Source organism: Methylobacterium segetis, from assembly GCF_004348265.1.
Taxonomy (GTDB): domain Bacteria; phylum Pseudomonadota; class Alphaproteobacteria; order Rhizobiales; family Beijerinckiaceae; genus Methylobacterium; species Methylobacterium segetis.
This window is the reverse complement of record NZ_SMNT01000030.1, coordinates 44,307-53,247: the sequence shown is the minus strand read 5'-3', so window position 1 is coordinate 53,247 and position 8,941 is coordinate 44,307. Positions and strand designations below refer to the sequence as shown.

Genomic DNA, 8,941 nt, shown 5'->3' with positions numbered 1-8,941 from the left:
CGGAAGGCCGCCAGCCGCGTGCGGATCGCGAGCGCCTGCTCGGCCATGAAGGCGTTGTGGGTCGCCCGGTAGAGCGCCTCGTGGAAGGCCCGGTTGAGGGCGTCGTAGGCGTCGACATCGCCCGCCTCGACGAGCGCGCCCGCGCTCTCGTGCAGGTCGAGGAGATGGCTCCGCTCCAGGGGCGTCATCCGGTAGGTGGCGAGCCGCACGCACATCGCCTCCACCTCGGCGGTCGTCTCGAACATGTCCATGATGCGCTCGGGCGTCATCCGGGTCACGACGACGCCCCGGCGCGGGCGCACCTCGACGAGGCCGCTCACCGCAAGCTGGCGCAGGGCCTCGCGGACGGGCGTGCGCGAGGCGCCGAACCGGTCGGCGAGGTCCTGCTCGTCGAGGGCGATCCCCGCCGCGAGCGTGCCCGCTGCGATCTCGTCCGTCAGCGCGTTGCGGATCTGGTCCGAGAGGAGCCCACGGGCTCCGACCATCTCGTCCATGACGCCTGTCCGATCCTCTGAAGCGCGCGTTCTGTATGCGCGACGATAACCTGTGATCATCCTCGTATCACGGACGCGGCCATTCCGGCAGTCTCGTATACGAAGAAATTGACATCCGCGTTCCCTGGGCTCAGATAGGCGTCAGGACCGGCCTCCTGTGTGCAGAGCTGACCCCGACGCGGGGTTCTGTATGCGCCAGGGCCCGCCATCAGGGAGCGGATCGGATGTCGCATTGGCGCCGGGAGCAGGCTGAGCGGGACGCGCGGATCGCGGCGGGGCGTACCCATGCCTCCGGCAAGGTGGTGCCGGCCGGTCGCGCGGTCGATCTCCTCGAAGCGATCCTGCGGCCCGGCGACCGGGTCTGCCTCGAGGGCGACAACCAGAAGCAGGCGGATTGCCTCGCTCGGGCGCTCAGCCTCTGCGACCCGGCTAAGGTCCACGACCTGCACATGGTCCAGTCCGGCATCGTGCTGCCGGAGCATCTCGACATCTTCGAGCAGGGCATCGCGAAGCGTCTGGACTACTCGTATTCCGGCCCGCAGGGCGGGCGCATCGCCCGGATGCTGTTCGGCGGCCAGATCGAGCTCGGCGCGGTCCACACCTACCTCGAACTGTTCGCCCGCTACTTCGTGGACCTGACGCCGCAGGTGGCGCTGATCGCGGGCGTCTCGGCGGACCGGGAGGGCAACCTCTACACGGGGCCGAACACCGAGGACACGCCGACGGTGGTCGAAGCCACCGCCTTCAAGAACGGCGTCGTCGTCGCGCAGGTCAACGAGATCCTGGACCGCGTGCCCCGCGTCGACATCCCCGGAGACCGGATCGACTTCGTGGTCGAGGCTGACAGGCCGTTCTACGTCGAGCCGCTCTTCACCCGCGACCCGGCCGCGATGACCGAGACGCAGATCCTGATGGCCATGATGGCGATCAAGGGCATCTACGCCGAGTACGGCATCCGGCGCCTGAACCACGGCATCGGCTTCGGCACGGCGGCGATCGAGCTGCTGCTGCCGACCTACGCCGAGAAGCTCGGCCTCAAGGGCCAGATCGCCACCCACTGGGCGCTCAACCCGCACCCGACCCTGATCCCGGCGATCGAGTCGGGCTGGGTGCGCCAGGTCCATTGCTTCGGCTCGGAAGTCGGCATGGACCGCTACATCCGCGAGCGGCCGGACGTGTTCTTCACGGGCGCCGACGGCTCGCTCCGCTCGAACCGGGCCTTCTGCCAGACGGCCGGCCTCTACGCCTGCGACCTCTTCATCGGCTCGACGCTGCAGATCGACCTGATGGGCCATTCCTCCACCGTCACGCAGTCGCGGGTGGCGGGCTTCGGCGGCGCGCCGAACATGGGCTCGGACCCGCATGGCCGCCGCCACCCCTCCGACACCTGGATGAAGGCGGGGCGGGAGGCGCAGACCGTGGGTGATCCCGCCCTGATGCGCGGGCGCAAGCTCGTTGTGCAGATCGTCGAGACCTTCGGCGACAAGCTCGTGCCCGCCTTCGTGGAGCGGCTCGACGCGCTGGAACTCGCCAGGAAGATTGGGCTCGAACTCGCCCCGGTGATGGTCTACGCCGACGACGTCACCCACATCGTCACCGAGGAGGGAATCGCGAACCTCCTCCTCTGCCGTACCCTGGACGAGCGCGAGCAGGCGATCCGCGGGGTCGCGGGCTACACCGAGGTCGGGCGCGGGCGCGACCGGGCGATGGTCGAGTCGCTGCGCGCACGGGGCATCGTGCGCCGCCCGGAGGATCTCGGCATCGAGCCCCTCGACGCGGATCGCTCGCTGCTGGCGGCCAAGTCGATCAAGGACCTCGTGCACTGGTCGGGCGGCCTCTACGACCCGCCGGCCCGGTTCCGGAACTGGTGATGCCCGCCCCGCAGGCCGGGCCGCTCGCCCCACCTCTCCCGTTCGGGAGAGGTCGCGTGCGCGTCAGCGCAGCGGGTGAGGGATGCGGCCTGTCCGGGCACGTCGCCCCTCTTACCCTGTCCCACTCGGAACGAGAGGGGACCCCCGCCCGGTATCCAAGAGGCCCGATGCCATGGAAAGACTGACCTTCCGGCATGCCACGAAGGCGCCGCTCGTCGGGCGGAAACCCCTGGCGATCACGGGCGTCGTCGCCTCGGGCAATCTCGAAGTGCTCCTGGAGCGGACGCTGCCGCCGGATGCCTGCACCGTGGAGATCGAGACGCCGGTCCACGGCTACGGCGACGTCTGGGAGGCGGTGGTGGCGGATTTCGTCGCACGCGCCCAGCCCGGGGGCCTTCGCATCACGATCAACGACGGGGGCGCCCGCCCCGACACCGTGTCGCTGCGCCTGCTTCAGGGCGCCCGGCTGATGGAGGGCTGACGTTGAGCGAGCGCATCACCGATCCCCGCGCCGCGAGCTGGTACGAGGCGAGCGCGCGGGCCCGCCTCGACGGGCTGCTCGATTCCGGCAGCTTCGCCGAGATCCTCGGCCCGGAGCAGCGGAAGATGAGCCCACACCTGCCGCTCTTCGACCTGCCGCGCGCCTTCGACGACGGCTTGGTCATCGGCTCCGGCCGCCTCGACGGCAGGCCGGTTCTGGTGGCCGCGCAGGAGGGACGCTTCATGGGCGGCGCCTTCGGCGAGGTGCACGGGGCGAAGCTCGTCGGGCTCCTGCGCGCCGCGCTCGGGCTCAAGCCCGCCGCCGTCCTGATCCTGTTCGACACCGGCGGCGTGCGCCTGCAGGAGGCCAATGCCGGCGAGACCGCCATCGCCGAGGTGATGCGGGCGATCACCGAGGCCCGCGCGGCCGGGATCCCCGTAATCGGCCTGATCGGCGGCCGGGCCGGCGCCTATGGCGGCGGCGGCCTCATCGCCGGCACCTGCTCGCGGCTCGCGGTCTCCGAGGGCGGGCGCATCAGCGTCTCCGGTCCGGAGGTGATCGAGACGAACAAGGGCGCCGAGGAGTTCGATTCGCGCGACCGGGCGCTGGTCTGGCGCACCATGGGCGGCAAGCACCGCCGCCTGATCGGGGGCGCCGACACCTTCGTGGACGACACGGTGGCAGCCTTCCGCGAAGCCGCCCTCGCCCTGATCGGCCGGGCGCCCGCCTTCGACCTCGCGACGCTCGAGGCCGAGCAGGCGCGGCTGGAGCGGCGCCTCGCGGATTTCGGGGAGTGCCGCGACGCCACCGAGATCTGGAGCCGGCTCGGCGTCAACGATCCGGCCGCCGTGCCGGGTCTGACGGCAGCCGATTTCGACGCCCTCGTCGCGGGATTGCGGGAGACCGGCCATGACGCTCGCTGAGATCCTCGCCTCCCTGTTCCCCGAGGGCCACGCCGTCGCGGTCGAGTACGGGCTCGTGAGCGGCCACGGGCCGTTCCGGGGCGGCCGGCTCGCGGTCATCGGCATCGACGGCAACACGCCGCTCGGCGTCGAGGGCGCCGCCCGCCTCGCCGGGTCCGTCCTCGACGTGGTGCGGCAGGGCGGGGCGACGCCGATCCTCGTGGCCATCGATTCCGACAGCCAGCGCATGAGCCGGCGCGACGAGCTCCTTGGCCTCAACGAGTATCTCGCCCACCTCGCCAAGTGCCTGCTGCTCGCCGACCGCAGCGGCCACCCGACGGTGGGCCTCGTCTACGGCCACACGGCGGCCGGCGCCTTCATCGCCACGGCGCTCGCGACCCGGGTGCTGGCGGGCCTGCCCGGCGCCAGCCCGAGCGTGATGGACCTGCCCTCCGTCGCTCGCGTCACCAAGCTGCCCCTCGATCGGCTGGAGGCCATGGCCCGGGACACGCCCGTCTTCGCGCCGGGCCTCGACAACATGGTGAAGACCGGCGCCGTCCACGCCGTGCTCGATCCCGCGCAGCCGCTCGGACCCCAGATCGAGGCGCTGATCGACGGATCGCCGGCAGCCGACAACCGCGATGCGCTTGGTGCCGAGCGGGGCGGCCGGCCGGTGGCGCAGGGCATCGCCGCCGAGGTCGTGCGGGACGCACGCCTTGGCTGAGGCCCTCCGGCGCCACGATCTCCTGAGCGTGGAGCCCGGCGCCTGGGAGGCGGCGCTCGCCGACCGCCCCGATCTCGACGGCGCACCGCACCTCTCGGACTGGGCGCGACGGGGCTTCCCGGTCATCGTCCGGCGGCGCCATCCGGGCGAGGCGGCCGGGACCGTGCCGGTCGGCCTTCCCCTGCCGCCCGCGGACGGCAAGCGGCGCATCGGCCTCGCCCTGCCGCCGGGGGCGGTGCGGCCGCGCGAAGCCCTGGCCGCGGCGCAGGCCGTGGAGGCAGCCCCCGAGGCGTGGCGGCCGGTGCTCACCGCCCTCGACGGGCTCGGTCGCCGCCACGGCGCCGTCCCGCGCCTGTTCGGCGCCCTTCTCTGGCAGAGCCTCACCGGCCTGACCTATCTCTCGGCCCATTCCGACCTCGACCTGCTCTGGCCCGTCGCCGGCGCCGTGCCGCCGGACCTCCTCCGCGGCATCGCGGACATCGAGGCCCGCGCGCCGATGCGCCTCGACGGCGAGATCCTTCTGCCGGACGGCAGCGGCGTGAACTGGCGCGAACTGCACGCGGCCGAGCCCGGCGGCACCGTGCTGACGAAGCGGGTCGAGGGTGTCGCGCTCCGCTCCGCCGAAGCGGTTCGCGCGGGAGAGGCCGGTTGAGCGCGCTCTCTCGCCGCGCCTTCCCCGAGCAGGGGCGTGATCCTGCGGCCGCCATCGGCCGGCTCGCGGTCGAGGCCCTACGCCTCGAACTGGAAACCTATCCGAAGCCCGGCCTCGTCAGCCTCGTCGACAGCGGCAGCCACGCCGACATGGATGCGGCGACCTTCCGGGCGAGCGCCGCTGCCCTCGAACCCTGGTTCGCTGCCCTCGCCCGCGCGGGTGCCGCGGGCGAGCCGATGCCGGCCCTGCGCCGCCTCGGCATCGCCGCGGAGGCCGACATGCGGGCGGCCACGGGCGGCGTGAACACCCATCGCGGCGCCATCTTCGGCCTCGGCCTCCTCTGCGCGGCGGCCGGGTCGGAAGCGGCAGGGCGCTCCCCCGTCCTCGCAACGATCCGGCAGCCGGACCCCGAGCCCACCCCTCGTCCCGAGGCTGCTCCGCAGCACCTCGGGATGGGAGCGGGAGGGCGTGCTGCGAGCGCGGTGCAGCCCTCCCGAAGCGAGATCGGCCGCTTCGGCGCACTCATCCGGGCGCGCTACGCGGAGGCCATCCTCGACGGGCCGGAACTGCTCCACGCGCCCGGCGCGCGGGCACGACGGCGGCACCGCGTCGGCGGAGCGCCGGCCGAGGCGGCTGCGGGCTTCCCGACCCTCTACCGCGTCGGCCTGCCGGCTCTGCGCCGGGGGCGGCGCCTGCGGCCGGGCGACCCGGAGGCCGCCCGGGTCGAGGCCTGCCTCGCCCTGATCGCGGAGCTTGAGGACACCAACCTCCTGCACCGTGGCGGCGCCGAGGGCTACGCCTTCGCGCGGGCGGAGGCCGCCCGCTTCATCGCCGAGGGCGGGATCGGGCAGACGGATTGGCGCGCCCGCGCGGAGGCGCTGCATGGCGGCTTCGTCGCCCGCAACCTGAGCCCGGGCGGTGCGGCCGACCTCCTCGCCATGACGCTGTTCGTCGATGCGGCCGAGGCATGACCCTCGCCGTGCTGCTCTCCGGCCAGGGCGGCCAGCATCCCGGCATGTTCGACCTCACGGCGGACCGGCCCGAGGCGGAGGGCATCTTCGCGGCCGCCGCGCGCCTCCTCGGTGACGATCCGCGCGCGCTGGTGCGGGCCGGAGGCCCCCGCCTCCACGAGAACCGCACCGGGCAGATCCTGGTCTGCACCGCGGCGCTGGCCGCCTGGAACCTCGTGCGGGGGGCGGCCCCGGCGCGCTGTCTCGTCGCCGGCTACAGCATCGGCGACCTCGCAGCCTGGGGTTGCGCCGGCCGGTTCGCGCCCGAGACCGTGCTCCGACTCGCGGCCGGTCGGGCCGAGGCGATGGATGCGGCGGGTGCGCCCGGCCAGGGGCTCGCCGGCATCCGCGGCTTGCCGCAAGCCCGGATCGGCGCGATGGCTCAGGCACGGGGCTGCCATCTCGCCATCCTGAACGCGCCCGACAGCGTGGTGGTGGGCGGCGCGGTGCCGGCTCTCGACATCCTCTGCGCGGAGGCGCGCGCGGCCGGCGCCCAGCGCGCCGTGGTGCTGCCCGTGCACACGCCCTCGCACACGCCGATCCTGACCGGAGCGACGGTGGCGTTCCGGACGAGTCTCGAAGCGGCTCCGACGACGCGGCCGCCCCGCGGGGCCCCGCGCCTCCTCAGCGGCCTCGACGGCGCGCCCGTCTTCGACGAGGCGGCCGGCCTGGAGAAGCTCAGCCTGCAGATCTCGCGCACGATCGACTGGGCCGCCTGCCTGGAGGCCGCCCGGGAATACGGCGCGACGCGGGTCCTCGAACTGGGACCCGGCCACGCGCTCGCCACCATGGCGCGGGACGCGCTGCCCGGGGCTCGCGTCCACGCGCTGGAGGATTTCCGCTCCGCCGAAGGCGTCGCGGAGTGGCTGCGCGCGGATTAGGAGTGCAGCGCGTCGTCGTCCGCATCCTCGTCGATGTCGAGGAGGAAGACGATGTCGGCCTCGTCCTCGTCGTCCTCGGACGCGGCGTGACGCGGATCGGTCTCGAAATCCGCGTCCGAATCGTCCTCGGCGAGCGCGTCCTCGAAGACCTCGATCTCGTCCTCGGTGGCCGGGCGCACCTTCAGCTCGGAGGTGCCGTTCCAGAGGGGGCGGCCCTCGCTCGTCATCGCCTGGATGTCTTCCTTGAAGCCGTCGCAGGTGAAGAGGTCGCGCGCCACCTCTTCGGTGCCGTTGATGACCGCCACCGCGGTTCCGTCGATCTCAAGGGTGAACATGGGCGACTCCCTGTCTGCCGAGGCGCCCGTTTACGAGGGTTGCCGGGCCGCGCCAAGACGTCTTGGCGTCTCTCCGGGATTGTCCGGGGCACGGCGCCTCAGGCGCCGCCGCCGACCCGCGCGATGGCGCGCTTGACGACGCCCTGCACCTCGGGATTCGACAGGAACAGGTCGTGGTTGATGAGGCCGCCGCCGTAATCGGAGGCGTCGGCCACCCGCACGCCGAGCGCCTCGAGCCGCTCCCGGTCGGCCGCGCCCGCACGGACGACGCCGCCCGCGATGGTGCTCGACAATTCGAGCGCCCGGTCGTTCGTCGAGGAGATCACGGTGATCTTGTTCACGTCGGGTCCGAGCCGCTCGACGCCCTTCGTGAACAGGTCGATGTCGATGTCGGGCGCGGCGAGCACCACGGCCCCGATCCGCGCCATCGCGGCCTCGCCCGCCTCGGCCCGCAGCATCCGCAGGGTCTCGAGCGTCAGGAGCGTGCCCATCGAGTGGGCGACGATGTTGATGCGCCCGCCGCTCGGCGAGGCCGCGAGCGCCTTGAGCAGGTCCTCGAACGCGTCGCGGGACCAGAGCGCGCTCTCGCGGTCGTAGCCGTAATCGAAGGTCGCCGCCGCCGACGGCCAGGTGAACAGCCCCGAGACGCCGCGGAAGCGGATGCCGTCCGAGAGGCGGGCGGCGCTGACCGCGGCCGATTCGAAGGATTCCCGGTAGCCGTGCACGTAGATCAGCACGTCGCGCCCCAGCGCCGCCTGCGCGAAGGCCTCCGGGGCGCCCCCGCCCGTCTCGACCTTCGGCACGGCGCCGATGGTCCAGTCGCCGGTGACGACCGAGGAGACCTTGCCGAGGAGCGAGCGGTCGGGGGGCGACAGGCGCACCTCCGCGAAGCTGAGGCCCCGCCCGCGTTCGGAATTGAAATAGGGGGCCTTCGGCGGGCTGCCGACCGGCTTGCGGGTCGTCGCGACGAGGAGCACCGGCATCACGTCGAGGGCCGACTGGCGCTCGGGTCCCACCACGGCGCCGGTGACGAGGCCGTCGGCGACGCAGGCGCCGAGGCCGGGCGTCAGCGCCGTCGCGCCGAGGAGGGCGCCGAGTCGGAAGACGCTGCGTCGGGTGGGCCGGTCTGTCTCACGCATCATGATCGTCGCGGGCCCCGCTCGGTGGCCGGTCTCGCCTCGAGGCCGGTCCGGTCTCCCTAGCCCCTGGCCCACAATCTTGGCCATGACAGGGCACGGGCGTGGCGGGCCCGCATGTGGATTGCGGGCAGGGGGCGGGGTGTGGCGTCGGCGGCACAGGCGCGAGGCTCGCGCCCTGGTTGCTTGCCGGCGGGATAGGCGGCTCGCATCATCGCTCCCGTTCGGCAGACTCCTTTCCGATCCGCGACGGCCTGGGGGCAGGCAGGCTTGCGGCGTGCTGGCCCGGCGCCGCCATCCGAGTGGGCCTGATCGGGAAGGGGGTGAGGGGATGTGATCGGAGTTCCGATCGTCACGATCACGGTGACGAAAAACGCCAGCGCGTGGTCGCTGACCATCACGCTGGCGCTGATCTGATGATCCCATCATCATTCAGCTGAGCACGGACGTCGCGG

At 73.0% G+C, this 8,941-nt stretch carries 10 protein-coding genes; 7 read left to right on the top strand and 3 right to left on the bottom strand.

All coding sequences use genetic code 11. The features are described from left to right. Positions 1–494 (bottom strand): GntR family transcriptional regulator (locus E1J50_RS10230; RefSeq protein ID WP_132253113.1); only part of this gene is annotated, 494 nt, incomplete at its 3' end. Positions 495–718: 224 nt separating this feature from the next. On the opposite strand from E1J50_RS10230, the gene mdcA reads away from it, so the two are divergent. The 7 genes from mdcA (at position 719) to E1J50_RS10195 (ending at position 7,015) form a co-directional block, all read left to right on the top strand. Continuing rightward, complete coding sequence (gene mdcA, locus E1J50_RS10225) at positions 719–2,365, top strand: malonate decarboxylase subunit alpha (protein WP_132253112.1); 1,647 nt, start codon at positions 719–721, stop codon at positions 2,363–2,365. Positions 2,366–2,537: 172 nt separating this feature from the next. After that, complete coding sequence (gene mdcC / locus E1J50_RS10220; protein WP_132253111.1) at positions 2,538–2,846, top strand: malonate decarboxylase acyl carrier protein; 309 nt, start codon at positions 2,538–2,540, stop codon at positions 2,844–2,846. Positions 2,847–2,848: 2 nt separating this feature from the next. Continuing rightward, positions 2,849–3,769 (top strand): biotin-independent malonate decarboxylase subunit beta, encoded by a 921-nt coding sequence (locus tag E1J50_RS10215; protein ID WP_132253110.1) that lies wholly within the window; start codon positions 2,849–2,851, stop codon positions 3,767–3,769. Further along, positions 3,756–4,472 carry a biotin-independent malonate decarboxylase subunit gamma gene (gene mdcE / locus E1J50_RS10210; protein ID WP_132253109.1) on the top strand — a complete coding sequence of 239 codons (717 nt, stop codon included), beginning with the start codon at positions 3,756–3,758 and terminating at the stop codon, positions 4,470–4,472. Before E1J50_RS10215 ends, mdcE begins: the two co-directional genes overlap by 14 nt. Then, positions 4,465–5,124 (top strand): malonate decarboxylase holo-[acyl-carrier-protein] synthase, encoded by a 660-nt coding sequence (mdcG, locus tag E1J50_RS10205; RefSeq protein ID WP_132253108.1) that lies wholly within the window; start codon positions 4,465–4,467, stop codon positions 5,122–5,124. The genes mdcE and mdcG overlap by 8 nt, the downstream gene beginning before the upstream one ends. After that, positions 5,121–6,095: a triphosphoribosyl-dephospho-CoA synthase gene (locus tag E1J50_RS10200; protein ID WP_132253107.1), complete on the top strand. Its 975-nt coding sequence runs from the start codon at positions 5,121–5,123 to the stop codon at positions 6,093–6,095. Before mdcG ends, E1J50_RS10200 begins: the two co-directional genes overlap by 4 nt. Next, positions 6,092–7,015 carry an acyltransferase domain-containing protein gene (locus tag E1J50_RS10195; protein WP_132253106.1) on the top strand — a complete coding sequence of 308 codons (924 nt, stop codon included), beginning with the start codon at positions 6,092–6,094 and terminating at the stop codon, positions 7,013–7,015. The genes E1J50_RS10200 and E1J50_RS10195 overlap by 4 nt, the downstream gene beginning before the upstream one ends. Here the strand turns inward: E1J50_RS10195 and E1J50_RS10190 are convergent. Together E1J50_RS10190 and E1J50_RS10185 are read right to left on the bottom strand one after the other, a co-directional pair. Continuing rightward, on the bottom strand, positions 7,012–7,350 hold the full coding sequence (locus tag E1J50_RS10190; RefSeq protein WP_132253105.1) for a hypothetical protein: 339 nt from the start codon (positions 7,348–7,350) through the stop codon (positions 7,012–7,014). The two genes, E1J50_RS10195 and E1J50_RS10190, sit on opposite strands and share 4 nt — an antisense overlap. Before the next feature lie 98 nt (positions 7,351–7,448). Beyond that, positions 7,449–8,492, bottom strand: coding sequence for an alpha/beta hydrolase (locus E1J50_RS10185; RefSeq protein ID WP_405029853.1), 1,044 nt, complete (start codon positions 8,490–8,492; stop codon positions 7,449–7,451). Positions 8,493–8,941: the final 449 nt, after the last annotated feature.